Genomic DNA, 19447 nt, shown 5'->3' with positions numbered 1-19447 from the left:
ACCTGTCTAAACTACCTCTCGCCCACTTCCTACGCTACCTCTGGACCACTTTCTAAACTACCTCTCGCCCACCCTGCACCCCGCTCCTCACCCGGCTTAGGGCGGCGTCGGCAAGCATGAGCCCTGCGCCGCGCCCGAGGTTTCGTTACCGTGGAGGGGAAACACAGCTGACTCCCCGACCCCAGCCAAGGAATCGCCCGTGCCTCATTCCCCCCTCAATCGCCCCGTTTTTGCTGCCTCCGCCTCCTTGATTCTCGCCTTCGTGGTGTGGGCGTGGTTGGCTCCGGGGCAGGCGGAGCGGGTGATCTTCGGGGCGATGGAGTGGGTTTCCACCAACCTCGGCTGGTATTACATTCTCACCGCCGGAATCGTGGTGGCGTTTGTTCTGTTGGTGGCGCTCTCGCGGATTGGCCGCACTAAGTTGGGCCCGGATCATTCGGAGCCGCGCTTTAATCTGTTTACGTGGGCCGCCATGCTTTTTGCGGCGGGCATCGGCGTGGACTTGATGTTCTTTGGGGTGTCCGGGCCCGCCACCAATTATCTCACTCCCCCGGACGTTTCGCCTTTGTCCGAGGAGGCCGCGCGCATGGCCCCCATCTGGACGATGTTCCATTATGGCGTGCCGGGCTGGGCGCTATATGCGCTCATGGGCATGGCCTTTGGCCTTTTTGCGTACCGCTATCACCTGCCGCTGTCGGTGCGTTCGGCGCTGGCCCCGATCTTTGGCAAGCGGATTCGCGGCCCCTTGGGCGATGGCGTGGAGGTGGCGGCCACCCTGGGCACTGTGTTCGGCGTGGCTACCTCCCTGGGGATCGGGGTGGTGTTCCTTAATTATGGTCTGAATTTCCTGTTTGGCCTGCCCACGGGCACGGTGGTGCAGGTGGCGCTGATCGTGCTCTCGGTGGCCATCACCATCGTGTCCACGGTCTCGGGCGTGGATAAGGGTATTCGCCGCCTTTCGGAGTTAAACGTGGTACTGGCCGTGGGGCTCATGGCCTGGGTGTTGTTTTCTGGGCGCACCAGTCATCTTCTGGACGCCTTGGTGCAAAACATCGGGGATTTCCTGAGTTCCTTCCCCTCGATGATGCTCAATACCTTTGCCTATACCTCGGGCACGGAGGCCTATCCGGCAGATCAGTGGCTGGCGGATTGGACGCTTTTCTTCTGGGCCTGGTGGATCGCCTGGGCGCCCTTCGTGGGCCTGTTCTTGGCGCGCATCTCGCGCGGCCGCAGCCTGCGGGAGTTCATCCTGGGCGTGCTGATTATCCCCTTCGGCTTCATCTTGCTGTGGGTCTCTATCTTCGGCAACGCCGCCCTGGCCGCCTTTGGCACCGAGCCCGGCCTGGCCCAGCGGATCGTGGACACCCCGGAATCCGGCTTTTTCGAGGTTTTGCAGCAGTACCCCGGAACCACGGTGACCATCGGCCTGGCGGTGCTCACCGGCCTGCTCTTCTACGTCACCTCGGCGGACTCGGGTTCGCTGGTGATGTCCACCATGACGTCGAAAGCCCCGGAGCACAACGGCGATGCCCCCGCGCCGGAGCAGGACGGCCCGCCCTGGCTGCGGATCGTGTGGGCGGTGATGACGGGCCTGCTCACCCTGGTCATGCTCTTCATCGGCGGGGTGTACACCTTGCAGGCGGCCACGGTGCTCATCGGCCTGCCGTTTTCCCTGGTGCTGTACCTGTTGATGTTTTCCCTGTGGAAGGTACTGCGCGGCGAGCGTTATTCCGCGCAGGCGCGCCGCCACGCGCTCGTGGGCGCGCAGCCCACCACGGAGCCGCGTGGTTCCTGGAAGCAACGCCTCACCCGGAAAATGACCTTCCCCACCGCCGAGCAGACCGCCCGCTTCATCGAGGACACCGCGCAGCCCGCCCTGGAGGCGGTGGGCGCGGAACTAGAGGAACTGGGGGTGGAGGTGCACTATCACCGTGGCAGGCACCCGGAGTACCCCATCCCGTACGCGGACCTGGTGGTGTGCTTCCCCGACCAGGATGACTTCAAGTACCAGGCGTACCCGGTGGCCCATGCGGTGCCCAACTTTGCCGCTAACCTGGCCGTGGTGCGTGACGTGTACTTCCGGGTGGAGATCTTCTCCGCCACGGGCTCGCGCGGGCACAGCATCATGGGATACACGCGCGATCAAGGTGATCGCGGATGTCCTGGATGCCTACGAGGCCCACATGAACTACATGACGCTGACCGGCGACGCCGGTGCCCCCACCGGGGAGATTCACGCCGCCGCGCCGCAGAAATGGGAGGAACAAGAATGACCAAGACCCTGTACATCAACGGCGAATGGGTGGGCGCCACCAACAACGCCACCCGCACCATCACCTGCCCGGCCGATGGCTCCGAGGTGGGCACCGTCTCCGAGGCCAGCCGGGAGGACACCGAGCGCGCCATCGCCGCCGCCCGCGCGGCCTTCGACGCCGGGGAGTGGCCCGCCCGCCCGGCCGCCGAGCGCGGCGACCTGCTCCTGGCCGTGGCCGAACAGATCAAGCAGCGCTGCGATGAGTTCGCCCGCGCCGAAGCCTTAGATACCGGCAAGCGCCTGGTGGAGGCCGAGGGCGATATGGACGATATCGCCGCCTGCTTCCGTTACTTTGGCAAGATCGCAGATCACCACCCCGGCCGCCTGGTGGACGCGGGAAATAACGCGGTGATCTCCCGGATCGTGTACGAGCCGGTGGGCGTGTGCGGCATGATTACCCCGTGGAACTTCCCGCTGCTTCAGGCCGCCTGGAAGATCGCCCCGGCCTTGGCGGCGGGCAATACCTTCATTCTCAAGCCCGCCGAGCTCACACCGCACACCTCCATTCTCATCATCGACGTGCTCGATAAGCTCGGCCTGCCCAAGGGGGTGGCCAACCTCGTGCTCGGCGCGGGAGCGGAGGCGGGCGCACCACTCTCCAAGCACCCCGACGTGGACATGGTCTCCTTTACCGGCGGGCTGGTCACCGGGCGGGCCATCGCGGCCGCCGCCGCCCCCACGGTGAAGAAGGTGGCGCTGGAACTGGGCGGCAAGAACCCCAACATCGTGTTCGCGGACTCAGACTTTGACGCCGCCCTGGATAACGCCCTCAACGCCGGGTTCCTGGACTCCGGCCTGGTGTGCTCTGCGGGCACCCGGCTCATCGTGCAGGATTCCATCGCCGAGCGCTTTACCGACGCCATGGTGGCCCGCGCCGGGCAGATCACCATGGGCGGCCCCTTTGACCAGGCCGCGCACACCGGCCCACTGATCTCCGCCGCGCACCGGGACAAGGTGACCGATTACGTCCGACGCGGCGTGGAGGCCGGGGCGCGGCTGCGCGTGGGCGGAGACTGGGGCGGCCCCGAGCACGAGGAGGGCTACTTCTACTCCCCCACCGTGCTCGATCAATGCACCGCCGAGAACCCCGCCGTGGTGGAAGAGGGCTTCGGCCCGGTGATCACCGTGGAGACCTTCAGCACCGAGGCCGAGGCCATCCGGCTTGCCAACCACACCCGCTACGGCCTGGCCGGGGCCGTGTGGACCTCCGACGCCGGGGTGGCCAACCGCGTCTCCCGCGCCCTGCGCCACGGCACCGTGTGGATTAACGACTACCACCCCTACCTCCCCCAGGCCGAGTGGGGCGGCTTTGGGGAATCCGGCACCGGGCGGGAACTCGGCCCCACCGGCCTCGACGAGTACCGCGAGGCCAAGCACATCTACCAGAACACCGAACCGGCCGTGACCGGCTGGTTCCCCGTGAAGGAGGATTAACATGAGCGATCAGACCTATGACTACATCGTGGTGGGCGGCGGCTCCGCCGGTGCCGCCCTGGCCTCCCGCCTCAGCGAGGACCCCGCCGTGACGGTGGCCCTACTGGAGGCCGGGCCGACGGACGTCGATAAGGCCGAGGTGCTAGACCTCCAGCGCTGGCCGGAACTCCTGGAATCCGGGTTCGACTGGGACTACCCCATCGAACCGCAGGAAAACGGCAACTCCTTCATGCGGCACGCCCGCGCCAAGGTGCTCGGTGGGTGTTCCTCCCACAACTCCTGCATCGCCTTCCACCCGCCCACCGAGGACATGGATCTCTGGGAGGAACTGGGAGCCACCGGCTGGAACGCTCAGACCATCCTGCCGCTGATTAAGCGCCTGGAAAACAACGCGCGCGGCGGCGAGCACGGCACCGAGGGCCCAGTGCACCTCATGGACGTGCCTCCGAATGACCCCGTGGGTGTGGCCCTGCTGGAGGCCTGCGCGCAGGCGGGCATTCCCACCGCCACCTTCAACGAGGGCGAGACGGTGGTCAACGGCGCGGGCTTCTTCCAGATCAACCGCAAGGCGGACGGCACCCGTTCCTCCTCCTCCGTCTCCTACCTCCACCCCGTGATGGACGAGCGAGACAACCTCACCGTACTCACCGACCACTGGGTTTCCCGCGTGCTCTTCTCCACCGGGGATGGGGAACCGCGCGCGGTGGGCGTGGAGTACTGCGATAACCCGCATAATCGACGCCGCGAACTGCGCGCCCGCCGGGAGGTGATCCTCTCCGCCGGGGCCATCGACACGCCCAAGCTGCTCATGCTCTCCGGGATCGGCCCCGCCGAACACCTGCGTGAGGTGGGCATCGACGTACTGGTGGAGTCCCCCGGCGTGGGCTCCGGCCTCCAAGACCACCCCGAGGCCGTGATCTCCTGGGAGGCCACCGAACCCATGACCCGGGACGCCACCCAATGGTGGGAGATCGGCATCTTCACCCCCATCGACGGCGATGACCTGCCGCTTCCCGACCTCATGATGCACTACGGCTCCGTGCCCTTTGACATGCACACCGCGCGCCACGGCTACCCCAGCGCGGACGAGTCCTTCGCGCTGACCCCCAACATCACCCACGCCCGCTCGCGCGGCACCGTGCGGCTACGCTCCCGCGACTACCGCGACAAGCCCAAGGTAGACCCCCGGTACTTCACCGACGAGCAAGGGTATGACATGCACATCGCCGTGGAGGGGATCAAGAAGGCCCGCGAGATCGTCTCCCAGCCCGCGATGGCGAAGTACGTGAAGCGGGAACTCTTCCCCGGCGCGGACGTGCGAACAGACGAGGAGATCGCGGAATATGTGGCCAAGACCCACAACACCGTGTACCACCCGGCGGGCTCCTGCCGCATGGGCGCGACAGACGACGCTGAAGCACCGCTTGACCCCGAGCTGCGGGTGAAGGGCGTGGCGGGGCTGCGCGTGTGCGACGCCTCCGCCATGCCGCAGCTGACCGCCGTGAACCCCAACATCACGGTCATGCTCATGGGCGAGCGGGCGGCGGACCTGATTCGGGGGGAGTAGGTTTTTGGGGTGCCGCCGGACGGGAGGCGCGGCTACCCTGAGGCGGGTGAGCATTATTTCTGAGATAAACGTGATCTCCCACCCGGCCACCCCCACCGTGGTGGTGCGAGGCACCGGGGTGCCCTTCGAGGGGCTGCGGGAGTTCTTCGACTCCGCGTTCGGGACGCTAGGTTCCCTGATCCAGCGCGGCGACCTCGTACCCACCGGCCCCGCCTTTGCCCTCTACCACGGTGCTCCCCCGGAGCCGCTGAACCTAGAGGTGGGATTCCCGGTGGCGACCGGGTTTACCGGGGGTGGCTCGGAAGATACCTCCTGTGTGGAGGCCAGCGAACTCCCCGACAGCCGGTGCGCCACCACCACCCTGCGCGGCGAGTATGACCTACTGGTCATAGGCCGGACGGGCCTTAGTGCGGTCAGTGGCGGACTTCGACTGATCGACGTAGGTTTCGACAACCTCCCACTGACGATACGCGGCAAGCGCCTCACACTGCTCACGCTGACGGTCGATCGCCAGGCCGTCCATCTCACGGTCTAGCGAGATGCGTAAGTAGATAGCCGCCTTGCGTGGCTAGTCAGAGGGGAGATCCATGACCTCCAGAATACCACTTAGACGTTAGTCCCGTTCGGAACTAATCTCATGGGAACCCCATATGAGACCAGAACTACTACAGCCCTAATGCATATCGATCAGCAATATGGACCAAGAAACCTCTCCCCATTGAGGTGAATCATGTGCGTGGGATCAGACGCGCACCATGCCTCGGTCTCCCATGCAAGGTCCGCCAGGAACTTCCGCATAGTTGGACGGTCCGGGAAGCAGGAGACATACACCAAGCCAGCAGTCGAGCCAGCGAACAAGGACTGAAGCTCCCCGTGGCGCTTGGCATCGACGGGGCCATGCGTCGACGCTGCTTCCATGAGGAACAACCAATTCTTGTCCTTTTGGTAGACCACAAGATCGGGGAGCTTACCGTGTTTGTCGACAGTGACACCTAATGATGCGAGCTTGTCCTCGTCGAAGTGCATGAGCTTCTCGTCCGCGTCACCGATGTACAACACCTCCCCGCCGGGAATGAAGTACGCACAGAAGTCGTCAATCATCTGCTTAATCAGCACGTTCTGCCCTCCACCACCAAGAGTGAGTTCCATACTCCCGGGCAACCGAACAGGGATGCGAGTGAGCGCGCGGGCAGCCTGGTACATCCAGCGGAGCCCTGGGGCTTCAGCAAGGTACTTTTCGAGCGCTTCGTCGAAGTCCAGTGTGCCATAAAGCCTAATGATCGATAGCGCCTGAGGGTTGAGACGGTAGTTGTTCGCGCTTGAGTTCGTTGGACGACCTGGGTCATCGTCGTTATAAATCACAAAGCCAGCATCACGAAACTGGTGCAGCGTCTGACGGCGATAGGTCTCGCGCGTATTCTCAGCAACCTCGAAGTTGAGGCGTTCTCGGATCCAATCGAGAATACCCCGCACGCCCAGCATGGGATTCGTCGCCTCAGACCACGACGAGGTCTCATCAAGCTGGGCAAGAGCCAGGAGAGTTCGTCCAGCCCTCTCATTCGTTCGAGCTTTGTCGAAGCCGAACGCTTCAAGTATCTTCCGCGCCTCGTCAAGCCGGGTCATGCGGGCACCCCGGTCTGGGCGAGCACGCTCTCGACGGTGTCATCAATCGCCTGCTGGTCATGCAAAGCAAGCCTCGACAATGTACGAAGCTGGGTTAAGGACGGGAATCGCATCTGACGCAGGTCGGTAGCGTTCACCTGTGTATGCCCCGAGAACACACGGAAGTAGTCGTCAACTCGGGTCGAGTTTAGAAAGACAGAAAGTCCAGCGGCAATCTGCGGGTCTAGCCCGTGACCGTCCTGATGAATGTAGTTGAGCTTGTTATCAAAAGCGACGCTCCCCTCAGAGTGCCACACTGCACTGACAACGCGGCGCTTTTCCTCTTTCGCAGAAAAGCGCTTGATTAGCACATAGTTGCCGCCGGGGACGAGAAGCTTCTTCATCGAGGCTGGATCGGCATGGAACCACTCCGGTTTCTTAGCACCGATCGGATGGTGGGCGATACCACCACGCAGGTGCGCGGCATTCACCATGGGGACCGCATCACTCACACGGTCACGATGAAGCATCTCCCGCGAGCGAAAATCTACGACCCGCCCCGTCGAAACTGTGAGTCCTAGCTCCTCCAACGTGCAGTGGGCGTAAGAAGTCATCCACGCAACCGCCTCGGCATCCTTCTCGGTCGCAGGGACGTGGATGAAATCCGGCGTAACAACGTCCGAGTACACCACGGTGCGCGAGGATGGCGGGTTGTTGTGGTCGTGGGAGGTGTGAACGACAACTTCCTCAGGAACTCGTCCCCGTGTTGCAGACACGATGATGGCCTCCTGAAGCACTCCAGTATCGCCAAACACCTTCGAGCGACTCTCGAAGGTGTGCATCGCGTCAATCCCAGCATTACGGATGAACTCGCGCCGGAACGCCGAGTAGTAGGTGCCGTTCATCCACGATCGAGGTGCAATAGCGACCTGTTGACCACCCTCAACTAACAGACGAATGCCCAGTGTGAGGAACGCCGCGTAGATGTTTGGGACAACGATGCCATTCCGCCGAATGAGGTTCTGCCCATCACTACCCGACCGGAGCTTTGCGTAGGGCGGGTTCTGGATTACCAAATCAAAGCGCTCATCGGTGGAGAGCGCCCATGTCAGAAAGTCTGCGTCGACGAGTTCTGCCGAGACACCGTCAATATGTTCGAGTTCCGACAGCGTCTCGTTCAGAGCCTCGTGCAGGACGCCGTCATTCTCGACGGCCACAATATGCACGGACACGTCTGGAGACTCACTTCGGATCCTCTCGACGAGGGCTGCCGATAGAATACCGACGCCAGCTCCAGGATCAAGCACACGGACGGTTCGACCCCCGGGCAGCCGAGGCAGACTAGCCATAATGCGCGCAGCCAGGTATGGAGTGAAATACTGACCGCGCTGGGCCTGCTCGTCAACGTAGAGGCGGGCTAGAGTCGCTCTGCGACGCTGCTCAACGACCTCCAGCAAGTTCACCTTCATCAGAGGTATCTACTTCTTCTTACTTCCAGACGTTAGCCCTGTACGGAATTCGACCACGTCCCCGTCCACCATCACATACTCTTTGCCCTCCTGCCGTACCTTGCCCGCAGCACGCGCCTCGGCCATGGAACCAGCAGCGTCAAGATCAGAGTAGGAAACGATCTCGGCCTTGATGAAGCCCTTTTCAAAGTCGGAGTGAATCACACCCGCCGCCTGGGGCGCGGTAGATCCCTTGCGGATGGTCCATGCCCGCGCCTCCTTCGGCCCGGCGGTGAGGTAAGTCTGCAAGCCCAGGGTGTCGAACCCGGCGCGGGCGAGCGTCGCCAGCCCCGGCTCTTCCTGCCCTACGGAGGCCAGCAGTTCCATGGCCTCCTCCTCGTCTAGTTCCAGCAGTTCCGCCTCGGTGGCGGCGTCGAGGAACACACAGTGGGCGGGGGCGACCAGTTCCCGCAGCTCGGCCTTTCGGGAATCAGAGGTCAGCACGCCCTCATCCGCATTGAACACATAAAGGAAGGGCTTGGCGGTCATCAGATGCAGTTCCCGCAGCGGAGCCAGTTCGATCTCCCCCGCCGCAGACGCCGCATAAAGGGTGCGATCATCCTCCAGGATCGCCTGCGCCTTTTTCGTAGCATCCACCAGCGCAGCCTTTTCCTTATCCTTGCGCGCCTCCTTTTCCAGGCGCGGCAGGGCCTTCTCAATGGTTTGAAGATCGGCCAGGATCAGTTCCATCTGAATCACGGAGATGTCAGCGGCGGGATCTACCTTGCCGTCCACGTGCACCACGTTATCGTCCTCAAAGGCGCGCACCACTTGGCAGATGGCGTCGGCCTCGCGGATATTCGCCAGGAAGGCGTTGCCCATGCCCTCCCCCTCGGAGGCACCCTTGACAATGCCTGCGATGTCTACAAAGGAGACGGTAGCGGGCAGGATTCGCTCGGAACCAAAGATCTCCGCCAAGCGGTTCAGGCGCGGATCGGGTAGTTCCACCAGACCTACGTTCGGCTCAATGGTGGCGAACGGGTAGTTGGCCGCCAGCACATCGTTGCGGGTCAGTGCATTGAACAAGGTGGACTTTCCGACGTTGGGCAGACCGACGATTCCAAGAGTAAGGCTCACGGAGACCTATTCTATCAAGCCTGGCTCACACGTCCGGTTCCAGCACCTCCAGCGGGTGCCAGGGCTGGGTGAAGGCGTCGGCGTCGCCCCGCGCTTTCTTAGTCACCACGGTGAACGCCGCAGATACCCCATCCCAGGGCCGCCGTGCCACGAGCCGTTCCATGCGCTGTGCTACCTCCCCATGAGGCTCGGCCCGGATGGCTGCAAAGAAAGGCCGCCAGTCCTCTATCCCGCCATAATCCAACACGGCGTTATATACCTCCGTGCCCCATGTTTCGATGGGGTCGCTCGGTTTGCTCACACTGTTGCGGAACATCAGCGGGTCGATCATGAGGCCGCCTCCGCGATCTTCTTACACACCGCTATCACTCGTTCCCAGTTCCACTTCGGGTCGATCCCCTTGTACCCAGGTATATCGTCAATTACGCCCGCATCTCGCGGATCAGGGTGGAATAGCAGTGCTAGTGTCTCCGTCAGCACCGGTGCTCCCGTACTGCTGCCTGCCCCGTAATAATGATCCAGCTCACACAAAACATGCCCGACTTGTGCAATCCCCAAAGCATTTCCCAACGCCGCCACATCAAGGTAATCGCGCACTTGATTACGCGACATCACCAAGTACGCCTTGATTCTTAACGTCTCCGGCAAAGTGGGAACCACCACCGTACTACCGCTGGGCAGGACTACTTGTTCTACCTCCAGGGCTTTTTCCCTACGCAGATTCCTCAGACCTGCTTGAAACCCGTCCAGCGTTCCCATGATCGTCATAGGTGGACGTGAAGCGCGCGAGGATTTTCTCCACTCCGGCATAGTCGCTAGGGCATCGTCCAAGGCCCGATACCTATTTTTCAGATCACGCACCACGTGATCGTGGTCTTGGGAAAATCTGTGACCAGCGTGGGGCGCTGCCGCCGTTCCACCAACTAGCACGGCATCGGGGATAACAGATTGAAGCCGCGCAGCGGATTCCAAAAGTTCCTGGAACTCTTCTTTCATTTTCCCCATCCTACGATCATTCCCTACCCCCGAGTAACCTCAACACTATGAGCAACCCGATGAGCCTCACGCTCTCCAGCCCCGCCCTCACCGCCATTCTCGCAGGTGCAGGCATCCTCCATTTCCTCAAGCCTCAGCCTTTCGATCAGATCGTGCCCGGCTGGGTGCCGGGTTCCGCCCGTCGGGCCACCTACCTCAGCGGTACGGCGGAACTGGCCGTCGCCGCAGGCCTCGCCTATCCCGCCACCCGCAAGCACGCCGCTAAGGCGGCAGCCGCGCTGTTCGTGGCGGTGTTCCCCGGCAATATCGAGATGGCCCGTCAGTGGGTTCCGCAGTCTCGTACTAAGGCCGCGATCTCCCTGCTGCGCCTGCCGCTGCAAGCCACGCTCGTTCAGAGCGCCCTCAAGATCGCCCGCTAACCACGCCACGGCTCACACCGCAACGTCACGACGCCGCAGCACCTCAGCACCACCCCCAAGCCCACAGTCTTACAGCCCCACCACCCAAACACACTAAGAACCCCCAAAGCACAACCCAACAAGCACCCACACATGCCCACACCACAGCCATTCGAACAGAAAACCACTAGCCCCGCCCTACCCCCATCGGGCAAAATGGCTCCTGTGACGGATGAGGAAGCAACGCAAGCAGACCCGGCAGCCCAGTCCACCGAGGAGTCTCCGCAGGTGCAGGGCCCGCCCCCGGTGGATCGCTCCGTCATCATCAGCGATTCTCTGCGCACCACCGCCCGGCTGTGCCTGCGGGTGCTCATCATCGTGGCCACGGCCTTTGTGGGGTCCATCATTCTGCGGGAGTTCTGGCAGGGCATCCTCCCGGTGATCCTGGCGATCATCGTGTGTACCGTGCTCTCTGGCCCCACCAATTGGCTGCGCCGCCACCGCGTGCCCGCAGCCTTAGCGGCCCTGCTCACGCTGCTTTCCTTTTTCCTGCTCATCAGCGCGGTCTTTGTGTTCATTGCACCAGACATTGTGCGCCAGTCCGGGGTGCTGTATCTTCAGGCCTTCGACGGCATCCAGCGCCTGCGCCTCTGGCTGGAGCAACCCCCGCTGAACATCGGTTCCTCGGAGTTGGACGTGGTGATCAATGAGGCCGCCACCTGGCTCCAGGAGCAGGCCGGGGCCATCGCAGGCGGGATACTCTCGGGTGTGTCCACCGTGACGTCGATAGCCGTCACCCTGGGTGTGGTGCTGGTGCTCACGTTCTTCTTCCTCAAGGACGGCCACCGTTTCCTGCCGTGGGTGCGCGGCATCGCGGGGCAGCGCCAGGGGTGGCACGCCACGGAGTTGCTGACGCGCGCCTGGCGCACCCTGGGTGGTTTTATCCGGGCGCAGGCGTTGGTATCCCTGGTGGACGCGATCTTCATCGGCCTGGGCCTGATCATCATCGGGGTACCCATGGCCCTCGCTTTGGCCGTGATTACCTTCGTGGCGGGTTTTATTCCCATCATCGGTGCGTTCACCGCCGGCGCGCTGGCGGTGCTCATCGCCTTGGTGTCTCTGGGCGTGCCGCAGGCGGTGGCTACCTTGGTTGTGGTGGTGGCGGTGCAGCAGTTGGAGGGCAATATCCTCTCCCCTATCTTGCAATCGCGCGCGATGAACCTGCATCCGGTGATTATCTTGGTTTCCGTGACCATCGGCGGCAGCATCTTCGGGATCGTTGGCGCGTTCCTCGCTGTGCCCGCCGCCGCGATGTTTGCGGTGGCTTTCCGCTATCTCCAGGACATCACCATGCTGCGCTCGGGCGAGAAGGCGCTAAGCGACGTCCCCTTTGTCACCAAGGAGGGGGCCGCTGTGGGCGAGATGAGTGTGGAGAGCGGCTGGGAGCTACGCACCCAGTATCACAGTTCTGCTGACGTAACGGCGCGCTAAGATTGATCGACGTGTCTCATATGACCCATCAAGCACGTACCGCCCCCGGCAAACTTGCCGCCGGGCTGCCCACGTGGTCGGGTGTGTCGATCATGGTGGCCGCCCTCCTCACGGGGTTGCTGCTGAGTATGCTCAACCACACCATCGGCGCGCCGTACATCATTCTCTTTGTGTTGGCCAGCCTGGTGGTGGCGCTGCTGACGGAGGTGCGCGGCCTCTTTATCACGGTGGCCTCTATTCCGCTTTCCTTTGCGGCGGTCACGGTGCTCACCTCCTGGTTCAACGGGCGTGCGCTCAGCCCCAATATCTCCGGGTTGTCCACCACCGCGCTGGTCACTGCGGTGTACCCGTTGCTTCAGCTCTTCCCGGTACTCTTTTTTGTCACCCTGGGCAGCGCCGCCATTGCCTTTTTGCGCATCTCTCTGTTGCGCCGTCGGGCGGCGGAGATGGAAAAGAAGGAGCGGGAGTTGCGGCGTCGTACCGCCAAGGCCGAACAGCGCAACCAGGAGACTGTCAGTAGGCTCAACTCCGCCTCCGCCGCCCGCCGTGTCCGATATAGCGCCCCCATTCAACACCCACCGCGCACGGCGGCTCCGCCGGAGGAATCCTCAGGTTCCCCCTGGCCTTCCGAGCGGGCCCGGGTCTCCTCCCGGCCGCGTCCTGCCACGCCTCATTCCCACCAGCAGCCGCGTCAGCAACCCCACGGCCGCCACGAGGCCCGCAGCGAGCAGCGCCGAACCCCCTATCCGGGCCAGCCCCGGGATAGTTATCCCAGCTCACGGCGCACCCCTCCGCAGCGGGATCGCTAAAGCACCCACCCCGGCATAAGCACGGCATAAACACATGCATGAATGCCAGGGTGGGTGTTTTTTCTTCGCCACCGTGTGACGGGAGTGATTCACTCCAGCCCCAGGCCCAAATAAAGCACCATTCCCCGCCATTGTGTGACGCCCGAGCACCCCACCGGCCACACAACCACCCCCGCAGGGCCCACCCCCACCAGGGCCTACACAACCGCCTATAAAAGCAGCCTGTGGCAGCAGCCTACGTCCGCGCCGGCCGCAGATCCCTCGGCAGGGCAAAGGTGATCTTCTCGCTGGCGGTGGTGATCTCCTCCACGGAGGTGTACCCGCGCTGTGCCAGGGATTCCACCACCTCGCGCACCAGGATCTCGGGCACGGACGCCCCGGAGGTCACGCCCACGGTGTCCACGCCGTCAAACCAGGAGTCCTCGATCTGGTTGGCGTAGTCGATCAGGTAGGCGGCCTGGGTTCCGTGTTGGAGGGCCACCTCCACCAGGCGTTTGGAGTTGGAGGAGTTCTGCGAGCCCACCACGATCATCAGTTGGCAGCGCTGCGCGATCGCCTTGACGGCCACCTGGCGGTTCTGGGTGGCGTAGCAAATATCGTCGCTCGGCGGGTCCTGGAGGTGCGGGAAGCGCTGGTGGAGTTTCTCGCGAATCTGCATGGTCTCGTCCACGGAGAGGGTGGTCTGGGAGAGCCAGATGAGTTTTTCCCCGTCCAGGAAGTCCGGGAGAGTGTCCACGCCGTCGAGCCCGTCCACCAGGTGCGTGACCTCGGGGGCCTCGCCTGCGGTGCCCTCCACCTCCTCGTGGCCCTCGTGGCCGATGAGCAGGATGTGGTAGCCGTCGCGGGCAAAGCGCTTGACCTCGTTGTGCACCTTGGTCACCAGGGGGCAGGTGGCGTCGAGGGTCTTAAGCTGTAGCCCCTTGGCCTCCCCACGCACCTGGGGGCTCACCCCGTGGGCGGAAAAGACGAGGTGGGAGCCCTCGGGTACCTCGTCGGTCTGGTCCACGAAGATGGCTCCGCGCTCGGAGAGGGTATCCACCACATAGCGGTTATGCACGATCTCTTTGCGCACGTAGACGGGGGCACCGTACTTTTCTAGGGCGCGCTCCACCGTTTCCACGGCACGGTCCACGCCCGCGCAGTAGCCGCGCGGGGCGGCGAGCAGCACCTTTTTGTCTCCGTCTGTCATGGTCGCGGTCATGGTGACCACAGTATCCAAAGCGGGGTTCACGGGCATAGACTAGGTGAGCATCTGTCCGCCACCATAGGGGAACGCATGGCTAAAACCGTCACCACCGCCCAGGCGCCGCTGCCGGTGCGCGAGGTCAATGCAATGGTCAAGGGCTGGATCGAGCGCCTGGGCCATATCTGGGTGGAGGGGCAACTCACCCAGGTGAACATGAAGCCCACCTGGAAGCTCTCCTACCTCACCCTGCGCGATACCCAGGCGGAAGCCTCCGTCCAGCTCACCTGCCCCACCTCCCTGCTGCGCGACGCCCCCTCTCCCCTCAAGGACGGCGACCGCGTGGTGGTGTACGGCAAGCCCGCCTTTTATGCCGGGCGCGGTTCTTTTTCCCTCTGGGCCACGGAGATCCGCCACGTGGGCGTGGGCGAGCTCCTGGCCCGCATCGAGCACCTGCGCCGCGCCCTGGCCGCCGAGGGGCTTTTCGACGCCTCCCGCAAGCACCCCCTGCCCTTCCTGCCCAACCGCGTGGGCCTGATTACCGGGCGCGGCTCCGCTGCGGAGCGCGACGTTCTCTCCGTGGCCCGTGATCGCTGGCCCGAGGTGGACTTCCGGGTCATCAATACCGCCGTGCAGGGGGCAAGCGCGGTGCCCGAAATTATTGAGGCGCTGCGTGACCTCGACGCCGACCCCGAGGTGGACGTCATCATCATCGCCCGAGGCGGCGGCTCCGTGGAGGATCTGCTGCCCTTCTCCGAGGAGGCCTTGCAGCGCGCGGTAGCCGCCGCAACAACCCCGGTGGTCTCTGCCATCGGGCACGAGCCGGATACCCCGGTGCTCGATAACGTGGCGGATCTGCGCGCCGCCACCCCCACGGACGCCGCCAAGCGCGTGGTGCCGGACGTGGCGGAGCAGCGCGCCCTGCTCGCGGAGCTGCGCGCGCGCTCGGCCGGGGCGCTGCGCGCGTGGGTGCGTCGGGAGCAAGAACGCCTGCACCAGGTGCGCTCGCGGCCGGTGCTGGCCGACCCTGCGACCCCCATCACCCACCGCCGCGAGGAGATCCAACGCGCCTTAGGCACCATGCGCCGGGACGTGACGCACCTGTTGGACGCGGAGCGCTCCCGGGTGGCGGCGCTGCGCGCCCAGGTCTCCGCACTAGGCCCCTCGGCCACGCTGGCGCGCGGCTACGCCGTGGTGCAGGTTCTTCCCCGCGACGGCTCCGAGGCCCAGGTGGTCACCACCATCGAGCAGTCTCCCCCCGGCAGCCAGCTGCGTATCCGCGTGGCCGACGGCTCCATCACCGCCGCCGGCATGTCCACCACCCCCGCGAACTAGGAGCAAAAACACGATGAGTAATCCCAATACCTTTGGCAGCGGCCAGGCCGCCGAACTCCCCGAGGTCTCCACCCTGAGCTATGAGCAGGCCCGCGACGAGCTGGTGGAGGTAGTCAAGATCCTCGAACTCGGGCAGATGGGCCTCGACGAATCACTGGCCTACTGGGAGCGCGGCGAGGCCCTGGCCGCCCGCTGCGAGGAGCACCTCGCCCGCGCCTCGGCCAAGGTGGAGGAGGCGCTGGCTCAGCGCGGTTCCTCTTCTGCTGCCGAAGCCCCCACGGCCCCCGATACCGATCTCAACGGCTGAGCCTTGGCCGTGGCCTCGATCAGGGTGCGGAACTCCTCCTCGGTGGCCGCGCCGCTGATGAGCAGGCGCGCGTCCCCCAGATCGGCCGCCCAGAGATCGCGCACCTCCCGATCCGGCGAGGTGTACACCTCCACAGGCGTGCCCGCGACGTCGATAGCCCGCTCGCGGTCGCGCACCTCGCCGTCATAACCGCGCACCGCCTCGGCCAGGGGCAGGTCGGTCTGGCTGAGTTGCAGGTACCCCTCCTTATCGGTGATGTACCCCACCACCGGCGCGGGCTGGCCGCCCAGCAGGGAGCGGCGCGCGGAGTTGGCCGTCCACCCCTCGGGCACCTCCGGCAGGCGCACCGGGAAGGAGGCACCGGCGGCCTCCATGTGCAAAAACGCCGAGGCGTCCGCTGTGGGCACCGGGCCGTTCTCCGGGTTGCCGGGATCGAAGGAACACAGGCCCGTGGCGCCCACCCCCACCACCATCATCACCACGATGGCACCGAGGGAGAGCATCATGTCTCGGCTGTCCTGGAAGAGCCTTGGTTTTTCTGCCACGCGCCCCAGTATCGCATTAGCCCGTGGCCCGCTGAAACCCACGCCGCCGCTCGCCGCGCCACCACTCGCGCGGATCTCGCCTGCACCCCGCACGGCCCCAACCCCAGAAAACGCAGGAAAAGTACGCGGCATTACCCTCATATGGGTGCAATATGTCTACCCCCGGCCCCCACAGTGCAACAATGTAGGGGTTCCTTGGTAGTACATTGCCCCACAGGAGGCCGCAGTACAGATGAATGAAAGCCGTCCAGAAAACCAGAAGAACATCGAGGTGCCTGATCGCAACCTCGCCATGGAACTGGTCCGGGTGACTGAGGCGGCAGCGCTCGCCTCCGGCCGGTGGGTGGGCCGCGGCATGAAGAACGAGGGCGACGGTGCCGCCGTGGATGCCATGCGCGAGCTCATCAACTCCGTGAACATGAACGGCGTGGTGGTCATCGGCGAGGGTGAAAAAGACGAGGCTCCCATGCTCTTCAACGGCGAGCACGTGGGCACCGGCTTCGGCGCGGAGGTGGACATCGCCGTAGACCCCGTGGACGGCACCACCCTCATGGCCGAGGGCCGCCCCAACGCCATCTCCGTGATCGCCGCCGCCGAGCGAGGCTCCATGTACGATCCCTCCGAGGTGTTCTACATGCGCAAGATCGCGGTGGGCCCCGAGGCCGCCGGGAAAATCGACATCGAGGCCCCCGTGGGCCACAACATCAACGCCGTGGCCAAGGCCAAGGGCCTGCACCCCTCCCAGGTCACCGTGGTGGTGCTGGATCGCCCCCGGCACACCGACCTCATCGCGGAGATCCGACGCGCCGGAGCCAAGGTGCGCCTTATCTCCGACGGCGATGTGGCCGGGGCCGTGGCCGCCGCCCAGGACGATGTCACCAACTCGGTGGACATCATGATGGGCACCGGGGGCACCCCGGAGGGCATCATCACCGCCTGCGCCATGAAGTGCATGGGCGGGGAGATCCAGGGCATGCTCGCCCCGCGCAACGACGAGGAGAAGAGCTGCGCGATCGCCGCCGGGCACAAGTTGGGCCAGGTGCTGGGCACTAATGACCTGGTGCGCTCGGATAACTGCTACTTTGCCGCCACCGGCGTGACCAATGGTGACATGCTGCGCGGGGTGACCTACCGCAGCAACGGCGCCACCACCCGCTCCCTGGTCATGCGATCCAAGTCCGGCACCCTGCGCTACATCGAGTCGCGCCACCAACTCTCCAAGCTCCAGGAGTACTCCGCCGTCGACTACCTCTCCGGCCTCTGAGAACGACCCCACACAGGCCTGAGGTAAGGATCACACCTACCCCGGTGGCGCTTATGCGCCATACTGGAATATGGACTAACGCACGCACTAAGTAAAGGTGATAGCAATGACCGAATACCGCATTGAGCATGACACCATGGGCGAGGTCAAGGTGCCCGTGGATGCCCTGTGGCGCGCCCAGACCCAGCGCGCCGTGGAGAACTTCCCCATCTCCGGACGCGGCCTGGAGGCCGCCCAGATCCGCGCGATGGGCCTGCTCAAGGCCGCCTGCGCCCAGGTGAACAAGGATTCCGGGGCCCTCGACGCCGAAAAGGCCGATGCCATCGTCGCCGCCGCCAAGGAGATCGCGGCAGGCAAGCACGACGATCAGTTCCCCATCGACGTGTTCCAGACCGGTTCCGGCACCTCCTCCAACATGAACACCAACGAGGTCATCGCCTCCCTGGCCAAGGTCGCCGGCGTGGAGGTACACCCCAACGACCACGTGAACAGGGGGCAGTCCTCCAACGACACCTTCCCCACCGCCACCCACGTGGCCGCCACCGAGGCCGCCGTGAAGGATCTCATTCCAGCGCTCAAGGTGCTGCGCGATTCTCTGGCCGCCAAGGCCGCCGAGTGGAAGGCCGTGGTCAAGTCCGGGCGCACGCACCTCATGGACGCCGTTCCCGTGACCCTGGGCCAGGAGTTCGGCGGCTACGCCCGCCAGATCGAGGCCGGCATCGAGCGCGTGGAGTCCACCCTGCCCCGCCTCGGCGAACTGGCCATCGGCGGCACCGCCGCCGGAACCGGGATTAATACCTCTGCGGACTTTGGGGCCAAGGTCACCGAGGAACTGCGCACGCTCACCGGCCTGGACGAGCTGCGCGAGGCCCGCGATCACTTTGAGGCCCAGGCCGCGCGCGACGCCCTGGTGGAATACTCCGGGGCCATGCGCACCGTGGCGGTCTCCCTGTACAAGATCGCCAACGATATTCGCCTGATGGGCTCCGGCCCCCTGACCGGCCTGGCGGAGATCCGCCTGCCCGATCTCCAGCCGGGTTCCTCCATCATGCCGGGCAAGGTGAACCCGGTGCTGTGCGAGACGGCCACCCAGGTTTCCGCGCAGGTGATCGGCAACGATGCCGCCATCGCCTTCGGCGGCACCCAGGGGCAGTTTGAGCTCAACGTGTTCATTCCGATGATGGCTCGCAATGTGCTGGAGTCCTCCCGCCTGCTGGCCAACACCGCGCGTGTGTTCGCCGAGCGCCTGGTGGACGGCATTGAGCCGAACGAGGAGCGCATGAAGACGCTGGCGGAGTCCTCCCCCTCCATCGTCACCCCGCTGAACTCCGCCATCGGCTATGAGGCCGCCGCCAAGGTGGCCAAGCACGCCCTGGCCAAGGGGATCACCATCCGCGCGGCCGTGATTGACCTCGGTTTTGTGGACGGCGAGAACCTCACCGAGGAGGAGCTGGATAAGCGCCTGGACGTGCTGGCGATGGCCAATACGGATCGGGATAGGCGCTAGTACCACCCCCATTTTCCCAAAAGAGCGGCACTCCCTGTACCAGGGGGTGCCGCTTGGTTGTTTCGCCGCCTCCTGGGTGGTGATGATTGCAGTATCGCCACGAACCCCAA

17 protein-coding genes and 1 pseudogene are annotated in these 19447 nt (G+C 64.4%); 10 read left to right on the top strand and 8 right to left on the bottom strand.

Features of this window, described 5'->3' with window-relative positions; genetic code table 11:
* Positions 1–199: 199 nt before the first annotated feature.
* The 3 genes and pseudogenes from betT to Cocul_RS08445 all read left to right on the top strand — a co-directional run bounded on the left by betT (position 200) and on the right by Cocul_RS08445 (position 5315).
* Positions 200–2273, top strand: a pseudogene (gene betT, locus Cocul_RS08455) (choline BCCT transporter BetT).
* A complete protein-coding gene (locus tag Cocul_RS08450) occupies positions 2270–3748 on the top strand; it encodes an aldehyde dehydrogenase family protein (RefSeq protein ID WP_055122846.1) in 1479 nt (492 codons plus the stop codon). Before betT ends, Cocul_RS08450 begins: the two are co-directional and overlap by 4 nt.
* 1 nt (position 3749) lies before the next feature.
* Complete coding sequence (locus Cocul_RS08445) at positions 3750–5315, top strand: GMC family oxidoreductase (protein WP_055122845.1); 1566 nt, start codon at positions 3750–3752, stop codon at positions 5313–5315.
* Positions 5316–5694: 379 nt separating this feature from the next.
* On the opposite strand, the gene Cocul_RS11960 is transcribed toward Cocul_RS08445, so the two are convergent.
* The 6 genes from Cocul_RS11960 to Cocul_RS08415 form a co-directional block, all read right to left on the bottom strand.
* Positions 5695–5838 (bottom strand): recombinase family protein, encoded by a 144-nt coding sequence (locus tag Cocul_RS11960; RefSeq protein WP_245622177.1) that lies wholly within the window; start codon positions 5836–5838, stop codon positions 5695–5697.
* A gap of 164 nt (positions 5839–6002) precedes the next feature.
* Positions 6003–6938, bottom strand: a complete 936-nt coding sequence (locus Cocul_RS08435; protein ID WP_055122843.1) for a BsuBI/PstI family type II restriction endonuclease — start codon at positions 6936–6938, stop codon at positions 6003–6005.
* Positions 6935–8386, bottom strand: coding sequence for an Eco57I restriction-modification methylase domain-containing protein (locus Cocul_RS08430; protein WP_055122842.1), 1452 nt, complete (start codon positions 8384–8386; stop codon positions 6935–6937). Before Cocul_RS08430 ends, Cocul_RS08435 begins: the two co-directional genes overlap by 4 nt.
* Positions 8387–8395: 9 nt before the next feature.
* Positions 8396–9502, bottom strand: a complete 1107-nt coding sequence (gene ychF / locus Cocul_RS08425) for a redox-regulated ATPase YchF (protein WP_055122841.1) — start codon at positions 9500–9502, stop codon at positions 8396–8398.
* A gap of 25 nt (positions 9503–9527) precedes the next feature.
* The gene (locus tag Cocul_RS08420; RefSeq protein WP_055122840.1) at positions 9528–9833 is read right to left on the bottom strand and encodes a hypothetical protein; all 306 of its coding nucleotides are present in this window, start codon (positions 9831–9833) and stop codon (positions 9528–9530) included.
* On the bottom strand, positions 9830–10498 hold the full coding sequence (locus Cocul_RS08415; protein WP_055123078.1) for a hypothetical protein: 669 nt from the start codon (positions 10496–10498) through the stop codon (positions 9830–9832). The genes Cocul_RS08420 and Cocul_RS08415 overlap by 4 nt, the downstream gene beginning before the upstream one ends.
* 47 nt (positions 10499–10545) lie before the next feature.
* Here Cocul_RS08415 and Cocul_RS08410 point away from each other — a divergent pair, with 47 nt between their 5' ends.
* From Cocul_RS08410 to Cocul_RS08400, 3 genes are all read left to right on the top strand, one after another.
* Entirely contained in the window at positions 10546–10917 is a 372-nt protein-coding gene (locus Cocul_RS08410; protein WP_245622175.1) for a DoxX family protein, read from the top strand.
* A 195-nt stretch (positions 10918–11112) separates the two neighbouring features.
* The gene (locus Cocul_RS08405; RefSeq protein ID WP_425388784.1) at positions 11113–12387 is read left to right on the top strand and encodes an AI-2E family transporter; all 1275 of its coding nucleotides are present in this window, start codon (positions 11113–11115) and stop codon (positions 12385–12387) included.
* 20 nt (positions 12388–12407) lie between these two features.
* On the top strand, positions 12408–13196 hold the full coding sequence (locus tag Cocul_RS08400) for a DUF6542 domain-containing protein (RefSeq protein WP_342669520.1): 789 nt from the start codon (positions 12408–12410) through the stop codon (positions 13194–13196).
* A gap of 235 nt (positions 13197–13431) precedes the next feature.
* Here the strand turns inward: Cocul_RS08400 and Cocul_RS08395 are convergent, their stop codons facing one another.
* On the bottom strand, positions 13432–14385 hold the full coding sequence (locus Cocul_RS08395; protein ID WP_425388787.1) for a 4-hydroxy-3-methylbut-2-enyl diphosphate reductase: 954 nt from the start codon (positions 14383–14385) through the stop codon (positions 13432–13434).
* A gap of 87 nt (positions 14386–14472) precedes the next feature.
* Here Cocul_RS08395 and xseA point away from each other — a divergent pair, with 87 nt between their 5' ends.
* Together xseA and Cocul_RS08385 are read left to right on the top strand one after the other, a co-directional pair.
* Entirely contained in the window at positions 14473–15714 is a 1242-nt protein-coding gene (xseA, locus tag Cocul_RS08390; protein ID WP_055122836.1) for an exodeoxyribonuclease VII large subunit, read from the top strand.
* 13 nt (positions 15715–15727) lie between these two features.
* Positions 15728–16021, top strand: a complete 294-nt coding sequence (locus Cocul_RS08385) for an exodeoxyribonuclease VII small subunit (RefSeq protein WP_055122835.1) — start codon at positions 15728–15730, stop codon at positions 16019–16021.
* Here Cocul_RS08385 and Cocul_RS08380 read toward each other — a convergent pair.
* The gene (locus tag Cocul_RS08380; protein WP_281176083.1) at positions 15958–16566 is read right to left on the bottom strand and encodes a DUF4245 domain-containing protein; all 609 of its coding nucleotides are present in this window, start codon (positions 16564–16566) and stop codon (positions 15958–15960) included. The genes Cocul_RS08385 and Cocul_RS08380 overlap by 64 nt on opposite strands.
* 232 nt (positions 16567–16798) lie before the next feature.
* Here Cocul_RS08380 and glpX point away from each other — a divergent pair, with 232 nt between their 5' ends.
* Both glpX and Cocul_RS08370 read left to right on the top strand, forming a co-directional pair.
* Positions 16799–17830, top strand: a complete 1032-nt coding sequence (gene glpX / locus Cocul_RS08375; protein ID WP_055122833.1) for a class II fructose-bisphosphatase — start codon at positions 16799–16801, stop codon at positions 17828–17830.
* A gap of 106 nt (positions 17831–17936) precedes the next feature.
* Positions 17937–19337, top strand: coding sequence for a class II fumarate hydratase (locus Cocul_RS08370; RefSeq protein WP_055122832.1), 1401 nt, complete (start codon positions 17937–17939; stop codon positions 19335–19337).
* The last annotated feature ends 110 nt before the right edge of the window (positions 19338–19447 follow it).

Source organism: Corynebacterium oculi (genome assembly GCF_001412105.1).
Classification (GTDB): domain Bacteria; phylum Actinomycetota; class Actinomycetes; order Mycobacteriales; family Mycobacteriaceae; genus Corynebacterium; species Corynebacterium oculi.
This window is presented reverse-complemented; position numbering and strand designations above follow the sequence as displayed.